21 protein-coding genes are annotated in these 22,559 nt (G+C 36.8%); 10 read left to right on the top strand and 11 right to left on the bottom strand.

What is annotated here, in order from left to right:
- Nucleotides 1-30 precede the first annotated feature (30 nt).
- Nucleotides 31-528, bottom strand: a complete 498-nt coding sequence (locus NSA47_RS08160; protein WP_257530801.1) for an SEC-C metal-binding domain-containing protein — start codon at nt 526-528, stop codon at nt 31-33.
- 146 nt (nt 529-674) lie between these two features.
- Here NSA47_RS08160 and NSA47_RS08155 point away from each other — a divergent pair, with 146 nt between their 5' ends.
- A complete protein-coding gene (locus NSA47_RS08155) occupies nt 675-1,049 on the top strand; it encodes a class II SORL domain-containing protein (protein WP_257530799.1) in 375 nt (124 codons plus the stop codon).
- 86 nt (nt 1,050-1,135) lie between these two features.
- Here the strand turns inward: NSA47_RS08155 and NSA47_RS08150 are convergent, their stop codons facing one another.
- The 7 genes from NSA47_RS08150 to NSA47_RS08120 form a co-directional block, all read right to left on the bottom strand.
- Nucleotides 1,136-2,557, bottom strand: a complete 1,422-nt coding sequence (locus tag NSA47_RS08150; RefSeq protein WP_257530797.1) for a sigma-54 interaction domain-containing protein — start codon at nt 2,555-2,557, stop codon at nt 1,136-1,138.
- A 20-nt stretch (nt 2,558-2,577) separates the two neighbouring features.
- Nucleotides 2,578-2,931 (bottom strand): DUF1667 domain-containing protein, encoded by a 354-nt coding sequence (locus NSA47_RS08145; protein WP_257530795.1) that lies wholly within the window; start codon nt 2,929-2,931, stop codon nt 2,578-2,580.
- Nucleotides 2,931-4,196 (bottom strand): NAD(P)/FAD-dependent oxidoreductase, encoded by a 1,266-nt coding sequence (locus tag NSA47_RS08140; RefSeq protein WP_257530793.1) that lies wholly within the window; start codon nt 4,194-4,196, stop codon nt 2,931-2,933. The genes NSA47_RS08145 and NSA47_RS08140 overlap by 1 nt, the downstream gene beginning before the upstream one ends.
- Nucleotides 4,197-4,208: 12 nt before the next feature.
- Nucleotides 4,209-5,693 carry an NAD(P)/FAD-dependent oxidoreductase gene (locus tag NSA47_RS08135; protein WP_257530791.1) on the bottom strand — a complete coding sequence of 495 codons (1,485 nt, stop codon included), beginning with the start codon at nt 5,691-5,693 and terminating at the stop codon, nt 4,209-4,211.
- A gap of 294 nt (nt 5,694-5,987) precedes the next feature.
- On the bottom strand, nt 5,988-7,529 hold the full coding sequence (gene glpK, locus NSA47_RS08130; RefSeq protein WP_257530789.1) for a glycerol kinase GlpK: 1,542 nt from the start codon (nt 7,527-7,529) through the stop codon (nt 5,988-5,990).
- A gap of 139 nt (nt 7,530-7,668) precedes the next feature.
- Entirely contained in the window at nt 7,669-8,001 is a 333-nt protein-coding gene (locus NSA47_RS08125) for a Lin0368 family putative glycerol transporter subunit (RefSeq protein ID WP_257530787.1), read from the bottom strand.
- A 38-nt stretch (nt 8,002-8,039) separates the two neighbouring features.
- Nucleotides 8,040-8,414 (bottom strand): Lin0368 family putative glycerol transporter subunit, encoded by a 375-nt coding sequence (locus NSA47_RS08120; protein ID WP_257530785.1) that lies wholly within the window; start codon nt 8,412-8,414, stop codon nt 8,040-8,042.
- 529 nt (nt 8,415-8,943) lie between these two features.
- Here NSA47_RS08120 and phnD point away from each other — a divergent pair.
- Together phnD and NSA47_RS08110 are read left to right on the top strand one after the other, a co-directional pair.
- A complete protein-coding gene (gene phnD / locus NSA47_RS08115) occupies nt 8,944-10,845 on the top strand; it encodes a phosphate/phosphite/phosphonate ABC transporter substrate-binding protein (protein ID WP_257530783.1) in 1,902 nt (633 codons plus the stop codon).
- Between the two features lie 133 nt (nt 10,846-10,978).
- Nucleotides 10,979-12,205, top strand: a complete 1,227-nt coding sequence (locus NSA47_RS08110) for a dicarboxylate/amino acid:cation symporter (protein WP_257530781.1) — start codon at nt 10,979-10,981, stop codon at nt 12,203-12,205.
- 28 nt (nt 12,206-12,233) lie between these two features.
- Here the strand turns inward: NSA47_RS08110 and rfbB are convergent, their stop codons facing one another.
- Both rfbB and rfbA read right to left on the bottom strand, forming a co-directional pair.
- Entirely contained in the window at nt 12,234-13,235 is a 1,002-nt protein-coding gene (gene rfbB / locus NSA47_RS08105; protein WP_257530779.1) for a dTDP-glucose 4,6-dehydratase, read from the bottom strand.
- Nucleotides 13,232-14,119: a glucose-1-phosphate thymidylyltransferase RfbA gene (rfbA, locus tag NSA47_RS08100; RefSeq protein ID WP_257531036.1), complete on the bottom strand. Its 888-nt coding sequence runs from the start codon at nt 14,117-14,119 to the stop codon at nt 13,232-13,234. Before rfbA ends, rfbB begins: the two co-directional genes overlap by 4 nt.
- Nucleotides 14,120-14,690: 571 nt before the next feature.
- Here rfbA and rffA point away from each other — a divergent pair.
- From rffA to NSA47_RS08070, 6 genes are read left to right on the top strand one after another with little or no spacing between them, the layout of a single operon-like run.
- The gene (gene rffA / locus NSA47_RS08095; protein WP_257530777.1) at nt 14,691-15,839 is read left to right on the top strand and encodes a dTDP-4-amino-4,6-dideoxygalactose transaminase; all 1,149 of its coding nucleotides are present in this window, start codon (nt 14,691-14,693) and stop codon (nt 15,837-15,839) included.
- A 5-nt stretch (nt 15,840-15,844) separates the two neighbouring features.
- Nucleotides 15,845-16,549: a glycosyltransferase family 2 protein gene (locus tag NSA47_RS08090; RefSeq protein WP_257531034.1), complete on the top strand. Its 705-nt coding sequence runs from the start codon at nt 15,845-15,847 to the stop codon at nt 16,547-16,549.
- A 25-nt stretch (nt 16,550-16,574) separates the two neighbouring features.
- Nucleotides 16,575-17,807 carry an ATP-grasp domain-containing protein gene (locus NSA47_RS08085; protein WP_257530775.1) on the top strand — a complete coding sequence of 411 codons (1,233 nt, stop codon included), beginning with the start codon at nt 16,575-16,577 and terminating at the stop codon, nt 17,805-17,807.
- A 17-nt stretch (nt 17,808-17,824) separates the two neighbouring features.
- Complete coding sequence (locus NSA47_RS08080; protein WP_257530773.1) at nt 17,825-18,787, top strand: ABC transporter substrate-binding protein; 963 nt, start codon at nt 17,825-17,827, stop codon at nt 18,785-18,787.
- Complete coding sequence (locus NSA47_RS08075; protein WP_257530771.1) at nt 18,777-19,562, top strand: ABC transporter permease; 786 nt, start codon at nt 18,777-18,779, stop codon at nt 19,560-19,562. Before NSA47_RS08080 ends, NSA47_RS08075 begins: the two co-directional genes overlap by 11 nt.
- Nucleotides 19,563-19,567: 5 nt before the next feature.
- Entirely contained in the window at nt 19,568-20,269 is a 702-nt protein-coding gene (locus NSA47_RS08070; RefSeq protein ID WP_257530770.1) for an ABC transporter ATP-binding protein, read from the top strand.
- Between the two features lie 300 nt (nt 20,270-20,569).
- On the opposite strand, the gene NSA47_RS08065 is transcribed toward NSA47_RS08070, so the two are convergent.
- A complete protein-coding gene (locus NSA47_RS08065) occupies nt 20,570-21,979 on the bottom strand; it encodes an ArnT family glycosyltransferase (RefSeq protein ID WP_257531032.1) in 1,410 nt (469 codons plus the stop codon).
- Between the two features lie 339 nt (nt 21,980-22,318).
- Between NSA47_RS08065 and NSA47_RS08060 the strand changes: the two genes are divergently transcribed.
- The gene (locus tag NSA47_RS08060) at nt 22,319-22,534 is read left to right on the top strand and encodes a sulfurtransferase TusA family protein (protein ID WP_257530768.1); all 216 of its coding nucleotides are present in this window, start codon (nt 22,319-22,321) and stop codon (nt 22,532-22,534) included.
- Nucleotides 22,535-22,559: the final 25 nt, after the last annotated feature.

Below are 22,559 nucleotides of genomic sequence, written 5' to 3'. Positions count from 1 at the left end.
ATAAAAGATTATCTTTTATAGCCCTTACTATTATTTTCCACAACATTTCTTATATTTTTTCCCACTACCACAGGGACAGGGATCATTTCTCCCTATCTTTTGTTCTTTCACAATGGTTTTATCTCTTTTTTGTTGTTTTGCAATCTCTTTTCTTTTTTCCTCACTTAATATATTGTCCCACTCTGGCAAAGTATATAGCCACTCAGCTGGAACGGCGTGCATATTGTAATATAGTTTTTCAAAATCTATTTCAATATCAATGGTTGAATCCCCATCTAAGGATTCTACATCCATTGGAGTTAGGATACTATCATTTATGCCATCTAAAAATCCTAAAAAATATACCTCGCTCATATTGTACTCTTTGGCTAATTCACTAACCTTGCCTTGGATGTTTTTCTGAGATTTATCTAAGATACTTTGGTATATTCCTTGTTCCTGTTTGCAAAAAACATCCCAAAATTCCATTTGTTCCTCTTGGGTTGTATGACCAGTAATCGTTTTTTTCCACTCTTGATATAGGCTCATGTCTCGTCTCCTTCATTTCTTGATTTCAACAAGACTATTATATTATACAAAGATTATCGATTCAATATTTATATTATGTTTTATTTTTTCCTCTCTGGGTATATTCTATATTAGTAATTAAATTGATTTTAGGAGGAGAATATAGTATGGAAAAATTAGCAGGCTTATTACAAACTGGAGATTGGAAGGGTGAAAAACATGTTCCTGTTATTCACGTACCTGAAAGTGTTGGAGCCGATGAAAAATTTGAGTTAGGGATTTCTATCGGAGATGAAATTTCCCATCCAAATACTTTGGAACATCATATTGTATGGATTAAGGTATTCTTTAAGCCAGATAGTGTAAAATTCCCTGTAGAAGTTGCTGACTTTAATTTTAGCGCTAACGGAGAGTATGACGTATATACTGACTATGTTGGAAAGACTGAATTAGCTCTTAAAGAATCTGGTACTTTCTATGCTCTAAGTTATTGCAATATTCATGGTTTATGGGAAAATTCCCAAAGATTGGAAGTCAAATAATAACTCTAGAAGCTCTTACATATTCTTCCTAGAGTTTGACCGTCAGAGATTCCTTGGGCACGGGATATCGTGCCCCATCTCTTTTTTTAATCTATTATTTTATATTTTCGTGCTTTAAAGGCCACGGTTTTATGGGTTATGCCTAAGGCTTTCCCTGCAGCATTAAAACTGCCAAACTTGTTGATAGCCGACTCAATAATTTCCTTTTCGTATTCCTCAAGGGTAGCTATACAGCCCTTATTATTCATATTGATCAGTCCAGTTTCAGGGGATTCCGAACTTACAAACTCATAGATATTAGAGATATAATCAGGCAAATCATATATCTCTACGATCTCTTTACTCGATAAAGCGATAATTCTTTCAATTAGGTTTTCTAACTCCCTTATATTGCCAGGCCAATGATATTGGCTCATGGCCTCTAAGGCTTCTCTACTAAATTCCACAGGGCTTTTTCCCATCTCCTGAGAGATTTTGCAGACAAAATGTTTGGTCAGTCGAGAAATATCTTCCATTCTTTCCCGCAAACTAGGCAGGCATAGAGGAATAACATTTAGACGATAATAGAAATCCTCTCTAAAATCTCCTTCTTTCACCATTTTTTCTAAATCTTTATTGGTGGCAGAAATTATCCTTACATCCACCTCTAACGTCTCATTGCCTCCTACCCGTTCAAATCTTTTTTCCTGAATAACTCTTAGGAGTTTAACCTGCATTTCTAAAGGAAGGTCCCCTATCTCATCTAAAAATATCGTTCCACCCTGGGCCAATTCAAATTTTCCTATTTTCTTTCTTATAGCACCTGTAAAGGCTCCCTGCTCGTGTCCGAATAATTCAGATTCTAACAAAGTAGAGGGGATGGCACCACAATTAACCACCACAAAGGGCTGATCTTTTCTTTGGCTATATTTGTGGATGGCTTCCGCTACCAATCCCTTGCCTGTACCACTTTCTCCTCTAATCAAAACAGTGGAAGTGATTTGAGAAGCTCTTTGTGCCATTAACAAAACTTTTTTGATGTTTTCACTTTCCCCAATGATTTCTTTAAAGGGCCCCTTTAAACCCATAATCTCATTTCCTTTCAATTCATATATCTTAGTTGATCTATTTGCATCTCTTTCCCTAATTCCATAACTTGCTACTACGCCTTTAAATTGATTTTTGGAAAACATAGGCCAAGCCTGTACCTCGGAAATAATGAGTCCTGCTTGATTGACAAGGGTACCTTGTGTGCTTTTTCTATCCCTGAAGGCATTGACTATGATCTTATCATGATTATCTTTTAGTATATTTTTCTTCTCCATAGGAACACCCTTAGGATAAAATAGTCTATAATAATGATCATTGATGTATTTAATATTTCCAAATTCATCTGTTACACAAATCCCTTGGTCACAATACTCAAATAAGAGAGAATAGTCTAATCCATGGGGTATCTGCTGCTCATTATACTTTTTTTGCAGCCCCCTGTTTGTTTCCCCTTTGGTTCCAATCTCTATTATTTTCATCCTATCCCTCCTGTGTTTATTCATATGCTTCTAGAAGCAATTACGTCAACACCAGTTCCTTGGATATTTTTTATAACAACTTGTCCTAACTTTACAGGTGCATTTAATTCTACACTGTTTATTTCTTTTATACATTGACTGATTTTATGCTTAGGTACCCCTCCTTTTGTTTTTATGGGTAATCTCGATAGGTGGGCATTGTTTACTTTTACTGTGGAAGTTAAAACTCTGGTTGGATTAGTTAGCTCCTTGATTCCATATGCCTGACCTCGGTTACATTGATTGCCCGTGACAATAACTTTCTCATCGATACGCTCCACTTCAAGATGACAGCCTATGGGACAAACTATACAAATCATGTTTTTCCTTTCCATCATACCACCTCCTTTTCTACCTCAACGGATAATATAGAGTCATTTTTATCTTTAAGCAATTCTAAATCCAATTTAATTCTTTCCATCTCACCAGGGGCCATGTGTTTCTTTTTAATCTCTCTCACTGGAACACCGTCTACTCTTATGACTAATTTTCCATGGGAATATACATTCTTTACCCTCATAAATAAATCCAAATTCTTTTCTAGGTTATCGGTACGGATAATCTGGGGAACAATGTAACCTACTCCATCACCAGGCCTAGCTTGTAGGGTACTTCCGTTTCTTATAAGCATATCCTTTACATATTTGGCTGCATTACTTCCTGCCCGTCTGCTCTCTTGACTGACATAATCTACTAAATCATGAACATGTACTACGTTTCCACAGGCAAATATCCCCTCCACAGTAGTTTCCATGGACTCATTGACTATGGGACCATTGGTTGCTGGATCCATTTCTATACCTGCACTTTTAGAAAGTTCATTCTCTGGTATTAATCCTACAGATAAAAGTAAGGTATCACATTCAAAATATTTTTCTGTTCCAGCTATAGGTTTTCTATGGCTGTCTACTTTGGATAGGACAACCCCTTCAATCTTGTCCTTTCCTTTAATATCAACAATGGTATGACTTAGAAGCAAGGGGATATTAAAATCCTCTAGACATTGAACGATATTTCGAGTAAGGCCTCCGGAATAGGGCATAACTTCTGCTACGGCACTTACTTCTGCCCCTTCTAAGATAAGTCTTCTGGCCATGATTAGTCCAATATCCCCTGAGCCTAAAATAAACACCTTTTTACCAACCATATAACCTTCCATATTGATATATCTCTGGGCTGTCCCTGCGGTAAATATCCCTGCTGGTCTAGAACCAGGTATGGCGATGGCCCCCCTTGTTCTTTCCCTACAACCCATAGCCAAGACAATGGCTTTTGCCTGAATGGTCATATAGCCATCCTCTGTATTAATGGCATGGATCAATCTATCTTGGGTAATATCGATTACCATAGTATCTAACTTGCATTCAATATCAAGCTCCTTTAATTGCTCGATAAATCTCTCTGCATATTCTGGTCCTGTAAGTTCTTCTTTAAACTCATGAAGTCCAAAACCGTTGTGTATGCATTGTTGAAGTATGCCTCCCAGTTCCCTATCTCGATCAATAACCAAAATACTATCTATCCCACTTTTCTTTGCTTCTATTGCCGCTGCCAGCCCAGCTGGACCGCCTCCGATCACAACAATATCATAATTTAGCACTTGACTCCCCCCTTATTTTTCTATTGAAACGGCTGCCCACTCTTTTACATCGCTACCGTCACTTCCCTTATGGGTCTTTTCTGTCAGAACATTGGAATTTCTCCCGTCCTTTAGGATTTCAGCCATATCCTTGCCTAATTCCCTTGCCAATATTTCCACAACTCTGGGGCCACAAAAGCCTCCTTGACATCTTCCCGTTCCTGGTCTCGCTCTTCTTTTTACCCCATCTACTGTAGTGGCTCCAGCCTTTCTTTTGATGATGTCGACAATTTCTCCCTCTGTAATATGTTCACATCTACATATAATTCTGCCAAATCTTGAATCTCTTTTGATGGTCTCCTCTTTTTCCTCTTGACTAAGCTGATCAAATCTTATTAGTTTTCTTCTTGTAGGATTAAATTCAGCTTTTTCTTCTAAGTTGCCTAGAATTTTCCCCACCAGACCGACAACATATTGGGCAATAGCAGGGGAAGAGGTTAGGCCAGGAGATTTAATGCCCGCAACATTGATAAAACCCTTTGCATCCTTAGACTCTTCTATAATAAAATCTCCCGTACTAGGCTCTGCCCTCAATCCTGCAAAGGTTGTTATGGTCATATGATAGGGTATTTTCTCCATAGTCAGTTTTGCAATCTCCTTGATATATTCCAACCGATCTGCTGTGGTACTCAGGTTTTCCCTATCATCTAAATCTTCAGCATCTGGGCCTACTAGGATATTTCCGTGAACAGTGGGGGTGACCAATATACCCTTTCCTAGTTTGGTGGGGCATTGGAATACTACGGTATTGACAATATTCCTTGCATCTCTATCCAACACAAAATATTGTCCTCTTCTTGGATTTATCTTAAAGGTCGGTTTTGCTATCATATTATTGATATGATCTGCATATACCCCAGCACAATTTATAATACACTTAGCCTGCATAGGCCCTTCACTGGTTAAAAGTTCATATCCTTTCTGGGTTTTCTGTATATCCTTTACTTCATGATTCAACAAGAGCTCTACTCCATTTTCTATGGCATTTTCAGCTAAGGCAATGGCCATTTCCCAGGGCCCAACAATCCCACCAGTAGCAGCATATAGTGCCCCTACTACATTGTCACTGATATTGGGTTCTAGCTCTTTTACTCTTTTTTTATCTATAATTTCCATATCTGGAACATGATTTTCCAATCCTCTTTGATATAACTTTTGAAGTTCCTTCATCTCTTCTTCACTAAAACCGATAACCAAAGATCCTATTCGATTAAATTCTACATCAAGATCATTACAAATTTTGTCAAACATTGCATTACCTTCTACATTAAATCTTGCCATCTTTGACCCTGGCTTAGCATCAAATCCTGCGTGTACTATGGCACTATTGGCCTTAGTGGTACCATTAGCCACATCATTTTCTTTATCGATTAATGCAATATTTAATTTATATCTAGATAATTCCCTTGCAATAAAGGTCCCTATAATTCCCGCTCCGATAATAACGATATCGTACATGAAAACCCTCTCTTTCCTATGAAAATTTGTATTCCCTAGATTCCGATCTTCTCTTCCTCAAAGTCCTTGAAAAATAGTACAAGAAAGCGGCTAACGCCGCTCTGATGAAATAGCAAAATTTGGTCTCTTGCGCTGAAAACCAACTTTTTTATTGTAGAAAAAAAGCCACACTAAGTCTTACCTATCTCCCCATAGGTAAACTTTAGTGTGGCTTTCCATCTTCTCTAAGCCCTCAATTAACTTTTAATTCATTCTATCATATTTACAATTTACTGTAAATGTTTTCATAGATTTCTATTCTTCAGAAGCTGCTGCCTCATCTACGGCTAATTGTTCTTCTACTTCTTCCCACTTCATAGCTCTGCTTACTGCTTTTTTCCAGCCAGCAAATAATTTTTCTTTTTGGTCTTCGCCCATTTCTGGCTTAAAGGTTCTATCAATGGCCCACTTCTTACCGATTTGTTCTTTGCTTTCCCAGAATCCAACAGCCAACCCTGCTAGATAAGCAGCACCTAAGGCAGTGGTCTCTGTTACTTCAGGTCTGTCTACTGAAACACCTAAAATATCAGACTGGAATTGCATTAAGAAGTTATTGGCAACGGCTCCACCGTCTACCTTTAAGGCTTGAAGATTGATCCCTGAATCTTCCTGCATAGCTTCTAAAACATCTCTAGTTTGATAGGCAATAGACTCCAAAGCAGCTCGGATAATATGATTTCTATTGGCCCCTCTAGTTAATCCTACCATGGTTCCTCTCGCATACATATCCCAATGGGGGGCTCCCAATCCTACAAAACCAGGGACTAAATATACCCCATTATTATCTTCAACTTCAGTGGCAAAGTATTCGCTATCCTTGGCATGGTCAATTAATTTTAACTCATCTCTTAACCATTGGATAACGGCTCCGGCTATAAATATACTTCCTTCTAGGGCATATTCAACCTTGCCATCTACTCCCCAAGCAATAGTGGTAAGAAGGCCGTTTTTGGAGGGTACCATTTCTTCCCCTGTATTCATTAACATAAAGCAGCCCGTTCCATAAGTATTTTTTGCCATACCCGCTTCAAAACAAGCCTGACCGAATAATGCTGACTGCTGATCCCCTGCTATACCTGCGATAGGTATCATAGCTCCGCCAAAGGTAGCTTCATCAGTATATCCATAAACTTCACTGGATTGTTTAACTTCTGGTAACATAGATGCTGGAATATTTAATTCTTCTAATATCTTCTCGTCCCACTTGAGATCTTTAATATTGTAAAGCATGGTTCTAGAAGCATTGGAATAATCCGTTACATGTACTTTCCCCCGAGTAAGGTTCCAAATAAGCCAAGTATCAATATTACCAAATAATAATTCCCCTTTTTCGGCTTTTTCTCTAGCCCCTTCTACATTATCAAGAATCCATTTAACTTTTGTTCCTGAGAAATAGGCATCGATAATTAATCCGGTATTATCTTTAATATATTCTGCAAGTCCCCTAGCTTTTAAATCGTCACAGGTGGAAGCTGTTCTTCTACATTGCCAAACGATGGCATTATATATGGGTTTTCCTGTATTTTTATCCCATACTACAGTGGTTTCCCTCTGGTTTGTGATACCGATGGCAGCCACTTCCTTTGGACTAACCCCAGCTCTTTCTAAAACTTCCCTAGCTACTCCACTTTGGCTTCCCCATATTTCCATTGCATCGTGCTCTACCCATCCAGCCTTTGGATAGATTTGGGTAAATTCTTTTTGAGCAACACTAACAATTTCACCTTCGTGATTAAATAATATAGCCCTTGAACTGGTAGTGCCTTGGTCTAACGCCATGATAAACTTTTTCTCCATAATTATCCCCCTTGTTTATTTTCTTGTTTCTACGATATTTGAAGTGTATCATCCTATAGTACAATACCATGATTCTATCTTATTTAAAATGGTAGTGGATCTTACTTGGTGGTATAAATTTTAATATAATTTCGTTATATTACAGAAAACAGGATAAGATAAATCCGCCTAAAGTACCGCCAACTAATGCAGAAATATAATCTGGGAAACCTTTGGAAAAGCTATCTCCACTAACCAATGATGCAACGAAAAGTCCTATTCCTGCTGCCCAAGCCATGTCTATCCATGCTCCTGTTTGGAATATCATATTTAAACCATGGTTTAGCGTCCATGTGGTTCCAACGATAAAGCCCGCTGCCATCCATCCGCCGATATTTCCCCAGTTTTCAACCATTTTTCCCCATAGCATTCTGATAAGAAATGGGAAAATAAATGCTCCTGCAAAGGTTGCCACTATATTTTGAAATGTCACTGATAATCCCCCCTTCATTTCGATTTAATTTTTGATTTCTATGCCTCTGCCTTTTGTGGCTCAGCCTTTTTCTTTTCTAAATATTGCTCACATTTTGCAGCTACAAAACCCCCAGCCATACCCCCAATTAATACAACAACCAAAGTTGGTAGGCATGATGTAAAGGCTTCTCCGCCTTGCATAAATACGTCTCTCATGGTTCCTGCCATTCCTATACCTGCTGCCATGTCTACAAAGGCTCCTCCGTTGTTTAATAGACCTACAGAATGGTTTAAGAACCACATGGTGCCAATGATAATAAATCCTGCGAACCATCCACCTCCAATTCCATAAGCATCGGCAAAGGCTCCCCAAACACTCATAACAAAAATACCTGCTATTGCCGTTCCAATAATTGTACCAAGATGTTTCATTGTTCCACCTCCTTAATATTTTGTGTTTATTTTAATCAACAGACAGGATTGTCTGGATTAAACTATGGGTATTTCTAATTTCCATCCATCTAATTGATAAAATGAATTTACTTGTGTTCCACTCCTGCCATAAATTATTGCAAATATCATGCCAAAATGTAAACGTTTAAATTTGGTGCAAACTTTGTTAAGTATTTAATTACTTGATACTTTTTCCCATTTTAGTTTAAAAAACTATTTGCACTTGATCCTTTTTACCAATCTATTCTAGGGATTATTTTTACTTCTAACATTAGCTGTTACATAATGGAAAATTTTATTTTTAACCAAGAGGACTTTGAATATTTATATCGAAGGGTTTAATAATATAATTTCAAATCTTCTATTTGGGGATAAATAAAATCGTGCTTTTAAAAATTAAAGGAGGGAGGAAAAAACATGTCTATCTAAAGTTATGCTTAAAGGGTTCATTCAAATTAATGATGTTATGCCTTTACATTTATTCAATCTTAGGGATGGGGGAATCGCTTTGAATAGTTTAATGAGTAAAGTAATTTTTTGTATTGGGGTTTTGCTTTTGCAAATGGGTCTTTATTTTTTTATTCCTTTTGGATGGGTATATTTACTACTCTCTATAATAGGAACCTTCTTCATTACCTTCATCATTTTAAAGTTAGATGGTTTCATGGATCTGGGAACAACTTTGGACAAGCCCGACCCAGAAAAAGATAAATCTTCCGTAACCAATCGAAAAGTTATCGGCAAACTTTTCGATCTATCTGAATCCATGAATTTTGATATTCAACAATTATTATGGCTATCTATTAATAATATAAAAGCATTTGAAAACCTTGCAAAGTTTTTCTATAAAATTCAAGAATATGGCGAACAAAATGCTGCCAGTGCAGAGGAAATAACCGCCACTATGGAAGAGTTTGTTGTCCATTCTGATGATTTAAATAACATTATTTTGGATGCAGAAGCAGAATCCAATAAATCTTATACTATGCTGGGAGAAAATAAAAACACTTTAGGGAGTATTCAAGAATCTATGTTGGACCTTACACAATCTATAGAAGAAACTTCCTCAAGTCACCAAAGTCTATATAGATCTTCCCAGGAGATAAACAAAATTATTGAGTATATACAAGAAATATCCAATCAGATTAATTTGTTATCCCTTAATGCATCTATTGAAGCAGCCCGAGCCGGTGATGCCGGAAGAGGCTTTTCTGTCGTAGCACAGGAAATTAAAAAGCTCTCTGGAGAAACCAATATGGCTACTGAAAAAATTGAAAATGTGGTTAATCAGATTCATAAAGATATCAATACAACCCATGGATCTATCGAGAAAATGATTAGAGAAGTCCATCAAACAGAGGCGATCGCTAAGGAATCTTCAGCTGTGGTTTCGGATATCGAACAAATTATTAATAATATAAAAAATTCCTTTAATGATGTGAAAAAGATCTCTGGTAGGCAGCTTATTTCCGCTAAAGAGATCAATGGGGAATCCCGTTCAACAGCAGCTGCCGTTGAAGAAACCCATAATATGTTATTTGAACTTTTAAAAATTGTAGAAATGCAGCAAAGCAAAAATAAGGAAATCATTGATTATGGCAATAAACTAGAAGTTGTTTCTGAGAAATTCCAAGAAAATATCGTCAAAGTAAAAGAGAATAACGAAATTATTATTGGGGTTAACCCCTTTACTTCACCAGAAAACATAAAAAACATGTATGCACCTATTCTATCCAAAACCTGTCAAGAAATTGGCTGTCGAGCCCGTACCATTATTGTCAAAGATTATGAGACATTAAATAATTGGATAAGGGATAGCAAGATTGATATAGGATGGTTCTCCCCCTTTGCCTATGTAAAAGCAAAGGAAAAAAGCAATATTATCCCATTGGTTACCCCTGTAGTAAATGGTAAAGATTCTTACCTGGGATATATCATAGCCAGGAAAAATAGTGGCATTCATAGGGTAAATGATTTAAAGGGTAAGGCCTTTGGATACGTAGATAAAAATAGTGCATCAGGCTATCTTTTTGCCAAAAACATCATGGCAGAGAACAATCTTTTTGATGAGGATTTATCAAAAACTATTTTCTTAGGAAGCCATGATAAGGTCATTCAAGCTGTGCTTTCAGGAGAGGTAGAGGCCGGTGCAACCTATAGTGAAGCCTTTGATCTGGCTGTTAAACAAGGGTTACCTATGGATCAATTGGAAATCATTATAAAAACAGATCCCATACCAAAGGATGTTATCGCTGCTCGGGAAAATATGCCCAAAGATTTATGGGAAAGTCTAAAAAACACCTTAGTAAATTTCCATAATGAGGATAATATAAAGACCCCTGTTGAAGCCTTTGTGGAAAGTAAAGATTCCAATTATGACATTATTAGAAATATCAGTAATGATCTTTAGAAATATTGTTTAAGAGCAAAACTTTTAGGTTGTTTTTTACAAAAAAATATGATTAAATAGATAAAATATGTAATTTTTTTGTTAATAGGCGGGTATAAATTGAATTATATTTCAATTAAAGGAGGGATTTTATTTGAAACTGACAACGAAAATATTGCTCGGTTTAATAGCCGGTATTATTTTAGGATTATTCCTAACTGGATCACCCCATATTGCTACCGATTATATCCACCCCTTTGGGACACTATTTTTAAACCTTATTAAAATGATTATTGTTCCCTTAGTGCTTTCTTCTCTTGTTGTAGGAGCGGCCAGTATTGGTGATCCCAAAAAATTGGGAAGAATTGGCGGAAAAACCATGCTTTATTATTTAGCCACCACCTGTGTAGCTGTAATCATCGGACTTATATTAGGAAATTTATTTACTCCCGGTGCTGGACTAACTATACCCATAGACGCCTCTGTGGAAGCGGTAGAAGCTCCTTCTTTGACTGAAACTTTACTGAATATGGTGCCTACTAACCCCATTGCAGCACTAGTCAACGGAGATATGCTGCAAATTATTGTCTTTGCATTATCTATTGGGATAGCTATTGCGGTCCTAGGGGAAAAGGGCAAACCCTTGTACAATTTTTTTGACTCCTTGGCAGAAGTAATGTATAAGATTACTGGGTTTATTATGACCTTAGCTCCCTATGGTGTATTTGCTTTAATTGTACCTGTAGTGGCAACCAATGGGCCTTCAGTCCTTCTTCCTCTTATTAAGGTAATTGCAGCCGTCTATATAGGGGCTATTATTCACTCGGCGGTAGTATATTCCTCTGCAGTAAAGCTTTTTGCTAAGATGAGTCCCTTAAGGTTCTTTAAGGGTATTTCCCAAGCAGCTACCGTAGCCTTTAGTACCAGTAGTAGTGCCGGTACTTTACCGGTAACCCTGCGAAATGTACAAGAAAACCTTGGGGTATCCGAAAGTATATCTAGTTTTGTCCTTCCCCTAGGGGCTACCATTAATATGGATGGTACGGCTCTTTACCAAGGGATATGTGCTTTGTTTGTAGCCCAGGTCTATGGCTTAGATCTTTCCTTAGCCCAACAATTGACTATTGTACTGACAGCCACTTTGGCTTCTATTGGCACAGCAGGAGTTCCTGGTGCTGGACTGGTTATGCTCACTATGGTTCTTCAATCGGTAAATCTTCCCTTAGAGGGGATCGCTCTTCTAGCAGGTATTGACAGAATTCTGGATATGGCTAGAACCACGGTCAATATTGTCGGGGATGCCTCTGCCTCTGTAGTGGTAGCAGCTTCTGAAGGAGAATTAGTTTCTATAGAAGATATTGAAATAGCAGAAAGTTATTAAGATTTTGCTCCACAATAAAAATATCTTCCTAGGGCCCTAGGAAGATATTTTTATTTTTCATATACCAGCTAATGGTTCTATCTATTCCTTCTTCAAAACTATACATAGGACTCCAACCAAGTTCTGTAGTTATCTTCGTATTATCTATAGCATATCTTATATCGTGACCCAGTCTATCCCTCACATGGGTAATTAGTTTCTCCCCTTTGTTTAAATACTTGAGAATAATCTCTACCATCTCAATATTTTGTTTTTCATTATTTCCCCCAATATTATACACTTCCCCTATTCTCCCCCTATGGAGCACAGCCTCTATAGCCCTACAGTGATCCTCTACGTATAGCCAGTCACGAACTTGTTTCCCGTCTCCATATATAGGCAAGCTTTTGTCCTTCAGAGCATTGTTAATCATTAAAGGGATTAACTTTTCAGGAAATTGGTAAGGTCCATAATTATTGGAACACCTTGTGATGTTTGTCGGTAAACCATAGGTCATAAAATAAGCTCTAACCAGCATATCTGCAGCAGCCTTTGAGGCCGAATAGGGGCTATTGGGGGCTAGATTGGTAGTTTCCACGAAAAACCCCTTAGTCTCTAAACTTCCATATACTTCATCTGTAGATATCTGAATAAATTTAACATGGGGTCTAAATTCTCTGCTGTGTTGATTATCAGGGTCGACCTTCCAATGCTTTTTAGCAGTATCAAGTAAGGCTTGGGTTCCTAGAATATTGGTTTTTAAAAATACTTCTGGATCCTCTATACTTCTATCCACGTGGGATTCGGCTGCAAAGTTAATCACCACCTCTATATCATAGCGATTAAAAACATCTTCTAATAACTCCCTATCACAAATATCTCCCTGTACAAAATGATATCTTTTATCCAGGGCAACATCCTCTAGATTTTTTAAATTTCCTGCATAGGTCAACTTATCAAGGTTGATAATGGAATAATCAAAATGCGAAAACATATATTTGATAAAGTTTGAGCCGATAAAACCAGCTCCACCCGTCACTAAAATATTCATGGCCTACTCCTTTCTTCTTTTTCTCCAGCAACAGTAAGTAAATATTGCCCGTAATCTGTCTTTTCATATTCCCGACCAAGGGCAGCAAGCTTACTCCTATCAATCCAGCCATTTCTATAGGCAATCTCCTCAGGACAGGAGATATAAAGGCCTGTTCTCTTTTGCATGGTCTGGACAAAATTTGAAGCATTCATCAGGCCATCATAACTTCCCGTGTCAAACCAAGCAAAGCCCCGTCCTAAAAGTTCTATATGAAGCTGATTTTCCTTTAAATAGGCATTATTTAAATCAGTAATTTCCAATTCTCCCCTAGGAGAGGGTTGTAAATTCTTTGCCTTTTCTATTACACTATTGTCATAAAAATACAATCCTGGCACCACATAATTAGATTTTGGATATTCTGGCTTTTCCTCTAGGGATATCACACGATTATTTTGATCAAATTCCACAACTCCAAAGTCCCTGGGCGAGGATACATAATACCCAAAAATTACAGCTCCTTTTTTCATGCTGGAAAGCTTTAAGAGTTTAGAAATAAAATTTTGTCCATAAAATAGATTGTCTCCCAATATAAGACATACATTATCTTCTCCAATAAATTTCTCTCCTAAAATAAAAGCATCGGCCAGCCCCCTTGGCTGTTCCTGAGCCTTATACTCAAGCTTCATCCCTAAATGGCAACCATCCCCTACAAGATCCTTATAAAAGCCTATATATTTAGAATCAGAAATAATTAAAACTTCATTAATCCTGGAAAGCATAAGGACAGATAAAGGATAATAAATCATTGGTTTATCATAAATCGGTAATAATTGCTTGCTCATACACTTGGTAATAGGGTAAAGTCTGGAACCCTCTCCTCCTGCTAAAATTATCCCCTTCAACCTAATCTCTCCTCTACTTATTTTATGGGTCATATTCATGACTTTCAATCTTATCATTTTACTACAATGAATTTTTATAGATAAGCACCATCATAACTTAGTCCGTTGTGCTAATTAAATTCCGATTTTCTCATGTTCCAAGGTCAAGAGTTTGTAAATTTGCCTTCAGCAGTATCAAAAACTCTCTACGCTCAAACACTTGATTTAAAACGCTTTAGGCTGCATTAACAAACTCTAAACCTCTGCACAAAGCAAACTCTCCATTTAAGGAGTACAACTCTTATATATCGTGAATTTTATAACTAAACGTGGGCTAAATCAAGGTGATTTATGCCTATATTGCCATCACAAATACTAATAGAAGATTAAATAAACTTATGACAATAAATGGATGACTCTCAGCTTTCTATTGATTTATATAGCTTTCAAGGGTGTATAAGAAATCCAGCTTAAGAATATAGCTCTATATAAATCCTATCGCGAATAATAGTTTATGTTATAATAAACTCAAATTGCTGGGAATGCCCCATCATATTATCCATCAAAAACAACTTTTTAGGAGTCCTCATTTATGAATATTCCATTTAATAAAATACATTTAACTGGTCATGAAGTTGAATATATTACTAAGGCACTGGAAATGGGTAGTGTAGTCGGAGATGGTTTTTTTGACAAAAAAGTAACCCGATTATTGGAAAACAGATTAAAAAGTATCAAAATATTGACCACTACCTCTGGTACCCATGCTCTAGAATTAGCTATGATGCTAATTAATATTAAATCTGGTGACGAGGTCATCATGCCCTCCTACACCTTCTCCTCTACAGCCAATGCAGTAATGCTACAGGGGGGAATACCTGTATTTGTAGATATTGATGAAAATACATTGACTATGAATTTAGAGGAAATGGAGAAAAAAATAACTGAAAATACCAAAGCCCTCCTTCCTGTTCATTATGGGGGTATTGGATGTCCAATGGATAAAATTATGCATCTAGCTGAAAAGTATAATCTATATGTTATCGAAGATGCCGCCCAGGTATTGGGTGCCACTTATAGGGGCAAACCCTTGGGAACATGGGGCCACATAGGATGTTATAGTTTTCATGGTACAAAGAATTATATCTCCGGGGAAGGGGGAGCCCTAAGTATAAATATCAAAGATCCCGCTCTATTGAAGCGGGCAGATTTTCTACGGCAAAAGGGGACCAATCGCAATCAATTTATCCGAGGAGAAGTTAGTCGTTATACCTGGATTGATGTGGGTTCAAGTTATGTACCCTCAGACATTTTAATGGCCATGCTTTATGCCCAATTACAGAATATCGATGAAATTATAAAAAAAAGAAAAATCATTGTAGAATTTTATACCCATCATTTACAGCAATACATAGATAAGGGCATTTTTCTTTCTATGACAAATGTTCCCCTTGATTTTCAGTCCAATTATCATAACTTTTATATTCTTCTTAAGGATAAAAAAACCCGGGATGATGTTATGAGTAGATTAAAAGAAAATCATATTCAGTCCACTATCCATTTTGTCCCTTTACATCATTCTCCCATGGGCCTTTCCCTAGGGTATCAAACTTTAGATTTACCTACCACCAAAAAAGTTGGAGACACACTGCTTAGGCTACCTTTATATACAGATATGGAGAAAAAAGAATTAGATTATGTTGTAGAAAAATTACATGAAATTTTGGGGGAGATATCTTGAAAGATGTGCGCTTTAGTGTAGTCATACCAGTATACAATAGTCATCATTCCATAGAAGAAGTTGTGCTCAGGATCATTAAAACCCTGGAAAGCTTAGACCAAACCTTTGAAATCATTCTAGTAGATGACCTATCTAAGGATAATAGTTTGGAAAAACTAAAAGAATTAAATGAAAGGGATAGTAGAGTTCATGTCATTGCCCTTCAAGAAAATCATGGTCAACAAGGGGCCATTAAAATTGGGATGGGGGCTTCTAAAGGAAGCTTCATTATCACCATGGACGATGATCTAGAACATCAACCAGAGGATCTCCCTTTACTCATCTCTGAAATCAATAAGGGCTATGATGTGGTCTATGGCATCCCGGAAAATAAAAAGTATCCCTTTTACAGAAAATTAGGTTCCAAATTAGTTGATGTCTTCTTTACGGTAGGTCTTAATAAGCCGAGAAATATTAAAATAGGAAGCTATCGAATGATTAATCGCAAAACTGTAGACAGAATATTATCGGACCATACTCCCTTTGTTTACCTAACAGCCATAACCCTTAAATTTACCAAAAATATAGGCAATGTATCTGTACAGCATGTGGAAAGAAAATATGGCAAGTCTAATTACAATTTTGTAAAATTAGCAAAACTTTTTATGAAATTATTTTTTTATTATAGAATAGCAGGAAAGTCCAAAGGACTTTCGAGTGAACTAACTTAATCTCTTACACTAGAGGAGGACGGATATGCGATTACTTATTTTAGGTGGAGGAAATAATCAATTAAATGGCATTAAAAGAGCCGTACAAAAGGGTCACGAGGTGGTGCTAACCGATTATTATCCCGATGCACCAGGAAGAGCCTATGCAAAGTACAATGAGGTAGTGAGTACCTTCGATGTAGAAGGAAATATAGAAGTGGCAAAAAAATACTCAGTAGATGGAGTCATGACCCTAGGCACCGACCAACCTGTCTATACCGTTTCCCGAGTAGCCTCAGCATTAAATCTGCCTCAATTTTTAGACATAGATACTGCCGAGGCTGTTACCAATAAAAAAATCATGAAAGGCATCTTTACAAAACACAATCTTCCCACGGTAAAGTACCGATTTCTCAACCAAGACTGTACGGAAAAGGATTGGGAAGGGATGAAATTCCCCGTAGTACTTAAGCCCTTGGATAGTCAGGGACAAAGGGGAGTTTATAAACTCCATAGTTCTCAAGAAATAAAGGACAATATCCAAAGTACCCTAAGCTTTTCTCGACAAAGGGAAGCATTGTTAGAGGAGTTTTATGAAAGTGATGAAATCACCATAAGTGCCTGGGTTGAAAAAGGAATTCCTCATATTTTGACCATCACCGATAGGGAAACCTTCCAAAGAGCCAAGCACATTGGCATATGTTTTGCCCATGCCTTCCCTTCAAAGCATATGGAAGAATACCCAACCATGAAGAACCTTGTTGACAATATCACCAAAGCCTTCGGCATCAAGGAAGGCCCCCTATATGTGCAACTGCTAGTAGGAGCGGAGGGTATCCTTATTAATGAGATTGCCTGTAGAATTGGAGGAGCCTATGAGGATCTTTTCATTCCCTATTTAACAGGTGTGGATATTTTGGATAGGGTCATTGATTTTTCCCTCAAGGGGAAAATGCCTTCCCCTATAGAACCCTACTGCATCTTAGAGAATAATAAGTATCTTTCTACCCAACTATTTTTTGCCCGGGCTGGTAGGGTAAAGCAAATCACTCCTGTAAAGGAATTAAAAAAATTACCAGGGCTCTTATATGCTGGTTACAATATTGTAGAAGGTAAAGAGCTTCCCGTCATTGAAAACGCCACAGCCAGGGCGGGCTTTATGATTATTGAAGGGGCCAATAAGGAGGAACTCTCCAGGAATATCAATCATGCCTTTACCCATCTACAAATCCTCAATGAAAAAAATGAAAATCTTACCCTTCAATATAAGATCTACTAGTAAAGGAGGTAAAAATATTGAAAAAGCCAGCAATTATTTTCATCCTATTTATTTTATTGTTGTTCCAGGGCTGTGCAGCCTCCAAGGAAACCAGTGGAAATACAGAGATTAGAATCGCTGAACAGTATGGCATTGCCTATGCTCCCGTACAAATCATGAGACATCAAGGTCTATTAGAAGAAAAATTGCCTGGGGTAAAGGTGGTTTGGGAGCAAATGATTAACACCGCCGCTATTAGAGAGGCCATGGTGGCCGATAAACTAGATGTTGGTTTCATGGCCATCCCCCCTTTCTATATTGGATGGGACAAGGGGATGGATTGGAAAATCTTTACCGGTTTATCTTCAGTACCTGGAGGATTGGTCGTGCCAAAGGAAATAAAATCCCTAGAAGACATTACAGAAAAGGATAGAATTGCCCTACCCCAGCCGGGAAGTGTACAGCACATCCTTCTTTCCATGGCCTGTGATCGGGAGTTTAATAATCCTCAAAAAATGGACAATCTTTTAGTCACCCTCTCCCATCCTGATGGAATGAATGCATTATTCTCTAAAAATGAGATTAAAGCTCATTTTACAGCTACACCCTACTTGGAATCTGAACTAAAAAATGAAGAATTCCATAAAATCTTAGATGTAAAGGAAGCCTTTGGAGGAGATTTTAGTTTTATAGTGGGAGTGACCACAAAAAAATTCCATGATCAAAATTCAGAACTCTATCAGGCCTTAAATGAAGGAGTAAGGGAAGCTATAGAATTCATCAATAACAACCCTGAAAAGGCCGCAAAGATTTTAACCCAATATTATGATCTTCCCCAGGAGGAAATCTTGGAATATCTCACCTCTGAGGATACCCATTATAGTACAAAGGTAAAGGGAACCAAAGAGTTTTCTGAATTTATGTACAAAACAAAATATATTTCTAAGGCTTATAAAAACCCTGAAGAAATCCTGTGGGAAAATGTTGAATATGAAGAATAAAAGCATCCTTACCCCCTTTTGTTTAAGATTGATATGGATTCTGTTGTTCTTAGGGATATGGGAGATCATGGCTCATTCTTCCCTAGTCAATGCTTTATCCTTTCCCTCTTTAAAACTCATTGGGCAGTCTCTATTGTCTTCTATATTCTCAGGGGAAATTGTCTATCAGATTTTATATTCTTTAGGGTTAATCCTATTGGGGTTGATAATAGGAGTATTTTCTTCTCTTATTCTCTCCTTCCTGGCTATACTGCATCCTATATTTGAAAGTCTTATGGATGCCTTAGTGTCTATCTTTCATCCCTTACCGGGTATCGCCTTACTTCCCTTAATTATCCTTTGGATAGGCACAGGAAGCAAGGCAGTGGTCTTTATTATTGTTCATTCTGTGTTATGGCCAATGATTTTAAATCTATCGGCTGGATTTAAATCTATTCCTTCCGTCTATAAAAAGATAGGCCAAAACTATGAATTTAGCCTGTTAAAAATTGTTACTAAAATCTACATCCCTGCTTCCCTTCCCTATATTATTGCTGGATTAAAAATAGGATGGGCAAGAGCTTGGCGAGCAGCCATTAGTGCAGAAATGATTTTTGGTGCCACAGGAGGGCAGGGGGGTATTGGCTGGTATCTTTTTAATAAAAGAGTCTTTATGGATACTCCTGGTCTTTTCGCAGGTCTAATCCTCATTATTATCATTGGAATAGGAATAGATGATTTAGTCTTTGATAAAATTGAAAAACTTACAATAAGAAAATGGGGCATATCGTCATGAGCACTATGATTAAAATAGAAAATCTTTCAAAATTCTATAATGGTATAAAGGTTCTTAATCACATCAACTTAACGATAGAAGAGGGGGAATTTGTTTGTATCCTTGGTTCCTCTGGTGAAGGGAAGACAACTTTATTAAATCTTATAGGAGGATTTATAAAAAAGGACGGGGGTAAAATTACTCTAAAGGATAAGGAAGTTACTCACCCTGCCAAAGAATGTATTATGATCTTTCAAGAATTTGATCAGCTATTTCCTTGGAAGACTCTCCGAGATAATATCGAGTTCCCCTTGAAAAATGCCAAGAGAAAATATACCCAAGAAGAAATAAGGAAACAATCCTCTACCTATATAAATATGGTTAAACTACAGGGTTTTGAAGAATATTATCCCCACCAACTATCAGGGGGGATGAAACAAAGAACATCTATTGCCCGCTCTTTAGTGACCATGCCCAAGGTCTTATTAATGGATGAACCCTTTGGAAGTTTGGATGGTCAAACCAAAAATCAATTGCATAAAACCTTACTGGACATTTGGAAAAAAACCAAAACCACCATCGTTTTTATCACCCATGACGTCAGAGAAGCCCTCATCCTTGCAGATAGAATTGTAATTATGAAAAATGGAGAGATTAGTAAGGTAGTTCATAATCAAGATAAATCTGTTTCAGAGAATAAGGTACAGGAAATTACTAGTTTTCTATAAATAGCTTATTCTATCAAGAGAAGAATTTTCCAATCTATAGGGAAGCAACAGGATAGCTTATAATCTATTGTGTGCTAATTAAATTCCGATTTGCCGCAGTCTTTGGGCTAAGAGTTTGTAAATTTGGTGATAGGCAGCATCAAAAACTCGCTCTGCTCAAACAATTGATTTTAAACGCCTGTCTAGCTTTATGCGCATTGTCTACCCCCTGCACAAAGCAAATTCTCCATTTAATTAGCACACAAGTTAAGTTTTCACATTGGATCTCTGTAGATTAAAAGTTTACTCTCTTTCTTTTTTCTACTTTCCAACGACCTTAAAAATAGATATCCCCCAGGGCTTTTTATCTATCAAGCGTGAAATATTTGTGCCGTAGGTACTATTGGTAAAAGAATGGACTCTTTGGCATTTTTTATGCAAAAAATCCTGCATATCTTGGTAGTAGGAAGATACATCTCCATATACCCCATTATAAATGGGGTTTTTTTCATAAATATAATCTATTTCATCATAATAAAGGATATATTTTATTTTCCTCGAAGCGATATAGTCCTCAAAACTTATTCCCTGCTCTTTCATAAATTGGAGATTTCTATAGTCAAATAAATTATCCCCTCTAAAATAATATTGGGTATTTAGATTAGATAATACCTTCTCCTCCCTAGGAACATAAGGCGCAATACTATTTATGTATTGATCATAGGTACTGGAATATCTAGGAATGTGCAGGCTGGTACCTGCCAGGGTGATGATCATAAGTAATAGAAAAAGTTTAGATGTATGTCGAGTAATATGAATAAAAACATGGGCGACTAATAAGTAGATAAAGGGAAAGATGAATAAAATACTGGTAACATTATATCGCCCAATGATGACCATGCCTAGATGAATAAAGAGTAATACCAAAGTAATTCCTTTTATGTGGAAATCCCTATGATTCTTCTTTTTCATCAACCATGCAAGGGTCAAGATAAAACAGAGAGCAAATAAAATCAGTTGAAATTTTACATGGGGCATATAATAGGTCACACTCTTGCCTAAATAAATATTTTTATAAAAACGCCCTATGTTCAACAATTTTTCTGAAATGCTTTTATGGACACCAAACTTTTGTCCACTTTCCTGATAATGACCTAGAAAACTTTTATCCATAGAAAAACTTAAGACAATAAATAAAGAAGCAAATAGAGCCACCACAAGAATAAGTAGTAGTAAATTCTTCCATCGGATTTTTCCCTTCCAAAGTAGGACTAAATAAAAGGAGCCAATAGCTAAGGCGGCGATAAAGCTATTGGGGTGGATGCCAATCCCAAGGCCTAGAGTAGTCCCAATGATTAAATCTATTGTATATGTATGCTGCCCTTCCTTCCTCAACAGGATATATAAAGAGAACATCATAATAAATAAAATCATAACTTCCTGTCGAGCAAAATGGGAGGCATAAATATATTGAAGGTCTAAAGACAAAATTATGGTTATAAAAAGGGCTATTTTAGAAGATGAAAATATCTTCTCCCCCAATAAAAAAAATACATAAAGACTTGCTAGGGAAAAGAGTAAGGATAATAGCCGAAGGAAAAATATGTGATATCCAAAAATTTTTATGAAAATCATTTGAAGCCAATGAAATACTAGCTTAATGGCATGGGGATGTCTTTCATAGGTATCAAAAAAAGGCTCTGTAACTGAAAAGTCCCTCTGGGTCAACATAGACCGGGATAAGCCACTTAACCATGGCTCATCAGAATGAATAAAGGGAAAGTTCTCTAGGAATAAAAGGTTCAGGAGAAAATAACAGATTAAATAGAAAATTATTATTTTTTTTGCTTGAAATTTAGTCCTATGAGCAATCATGCAAAGTCTCTCCTATACAAAGTGTTTTATGGTATAATTAAATTTATTCAATATATTGGGAAACAAATTGAAATCTTAATAAAAAATATACGTTCCCTTGATTACAGTCTCTTAATATTTTTATTAAGAATCGGATTTGGAGCCCTCTATATATTTCAATAGATAAGATCATGTTTTATTAAGGTGGTTGTTTTGATGAAAAAAATAGATTGTTTGGGCGACATGTGTCCTATTCCCATCTTAAAGGCCCGAAAAGAATTAAAATCCATGAACGTTGGGGATATCGTAAAAGTTGTTTCTGATCATAGTTGTGTGTTAGAAGAAATGCAAAGCAATTTTAGAAAACACAAAATAACATCTGAAGAAGTCATCAATGGCGTATGGGAGATTTTTATCGAAAAGAGGGACTAGAAAATATCTTAAAACTCTTGCCCTC

Origin of the sequence: Irregularibacter muris (assembly GCF_024622505.1) — a bacterium.
GTDB lineage: Bacteria > Bacillota > Clostridia > Eubacteriales > Garciellaceae > Irregularibacter > Irregularibacter muris.
Note: the sequence above shows the minus strand (reverse complement) of the source record. Positions and strands in the feature narration are given on the sequence as shown.

What these genes read in the sequence shown, in the direction of transcription:
- NSA47_RS08160 (WP_257530801.1), bottom strand. Translation starts at nt 528, where the DNA reads ATGAGCCTATATCAAGAGTGGAAAAAAACGATTACTGGTCATACAACC.
- glpK (WP_257530789.1), bottom strand. Translation starts at nt 7,529, where the DNA reads ATGGAGAAAAAGTTTATCATGGCGTTAGACCAAGGCACTACCAGTTCA.
- NSA47_RS08135 (WP_257530791.1), bottom strand. Translation starts at nt 5,693, where the DNA reads ATGTACGATATCGTTATTATCGGAGCGGGAATTATAGGGACCTTTATT.
- NSA47_RS08155 (WP_257530799.1), top strand. Translation starts at nt 675, where the DNA reads ATGGAAAAATTAGCAGGCTTATTACAAACTGGAGATTGGAAGGGTGAA.
- NSA47_RS08070 (WP_257530770.1), top strand. Translation starts at nt 19,568, where the DNA reads ATGATTAAAATAGAAAATCTTTCAAAATTCTATAATGGTATAAAGGTT.
- NSA47_RS08065 (WP_257531032.1), bottom strand. Translation starts at nt 21,979, where the DNA reads ATGTTGACCCAGAGGGACTTTTCAGTTACAGAGCCTTTTTTTGATACC.
- NSA47_RS08145 (WP_257530795.1), bottom strand. Translation starts at nt 2,931, where the DNA reads ATGGAAAGGAAAAACATGATTTGTATAGTTTGTCCCATAGGCTGTCAT.
- NSA47_RS08060 (WP_257530768.1), top strand. Translation starts at nt 22,319, where the DNA reads ATGAAAAAAATAGATTGTTTGGGCGACATGTGTCCTATTCCCATCTTA.
- NSA47_RS08150 (WP_257530797.1), bottom strand. Translation starts at nt 2,557, where the DNA reads ATGAAAATAATAGAGATTGGAACCAAAGGGGAAACAAACAGGGGGCTG.
- NSA47_RS08075 (WP_257530771.1), top strand. Translation starts at nt 18,777, where the DNA reads ATGAAGAATAAAAGCATCCTTACCCCCTTTTGTTTAAGATTGATATGG.
- NSA47_RS08120 (WP_257530785.1), bottom strand. Translation starts at nt 8,414, where the DNA reads ATGAAACATCTTGGTACAATTATTGGAACGGCAATAGCAGGTATTTTT.
- NSA47_RS08085 (WP_257530775.1), top strand. Translation starts at nt 16,575, where the DNA reads ATGCGATTACTTATTTTAGGTGGAGGAAATAATCAATTAAATGGCATT.
- rffA (WP_257530777.1), top strand. Translation starts at nt 14,691, where the DNA reads ATGAATATTCCATTTAATAAAATACATTTAACTGGTCATGAAGTTGAA.
- rfbB (WP_257530779.1), bottom strand. Translation starts at nt 13,235, where the DNA reads ATGAATATTTTAGTGACGGGTGGAGCTGGTTTTATCGGCTCAAACTTT.